The sequence below is a fragment of the Corynebacterium tuscaniense genome (genome assembly GCF_008693065.1).
In the GTDB taxonomy this organism is placed as follows: domain Bacteria; phylum Actinomycetota; class Actinomycetes; order Mycobacteriales; family Mycobacteriaceae; genus Corynebacterium; species Corynebacterium tuscaniense.
The window spans coordinates 1-590 of sequence record NZ_VXKH01000185.1 but is presented as its reverse complement, the minus strand read 5'-3'; the positions used below and the strand labels follow the sequence as shown (position 1 = coordinate 590).

Annotated in this window: 2 protein-coding genes; both read left to right on the top strand. The window is 57.1% G+C overall.

Annotated elements, in window-relative coordinates; translation table 11 throughout:
• Positions 1–69, top strand: a 69-nt coding sequence (locus F4V54_RS11970; RefSeq protein ID WP_150387179.1) for a 50S ribosomal protein L19, incomplete at its 5' end; no start/stop codon positions are given.
• Between the two features lie 183 nt (positions 70–252).
• Positions 253–590, top strand: a 338-nt coding sequence (locus F4V54_RS11195) for a S26 family signal peptidase (RefSeq protein ID WP_150387178.1), incomplete at its 3' end; no start/stop codon positions are given.

Genomic DNA, 590 nt, shown 5'->3' with positions numbered 1-590 from the left:
CGCCGTGCGAAGCTCTACTACCTGCGTGATCTGCGCGGCAAGAAGGCTCGCATCAAGGAGCGTCGCTAGTACTAGCGCGCTGCGCGCCAGCTTCCCCTTGCGCCCCACTGTGGGTGCAAGGGGATTTTTAATACCCAATTGCGCTTATTCCAAAGTTAGAAGCATGATCTAAACGGAAAGTTCACTGTGAATCCCCCTGCAGCGAGGGGGATAAGAGCGGAAGTCGGGCGTGGGGTTGCTAGGATCTAGCGCGTGAATAAAGACAGCATCTCGCAGGAACAGCCGCCAGAAGGCGAGGGGGCCCACCCAGTACAGGGCGAGGCCACCCAGCAAGGCAAAGAGGCGACTAAGAAGAAAGAAATGCCGTGGCTGCTAGAAACCCTTCTGGTAGTGGCGACGGTTCTCGTGATCGTCGGACTATTCCAGAATTTTATCGGCCGGCAGTATGTGATCCCGTCGGGTTCAATGGAGCCGACCCTCCACGGCTGCGAGGGCTGCACAAATGACCGTATCTTTACGGAGAAGATCCCTTATTACGGTGACGGCGAGCCAGAGCCGGGCGATGTCGTTGTATTCAAGGGCACCGAGGA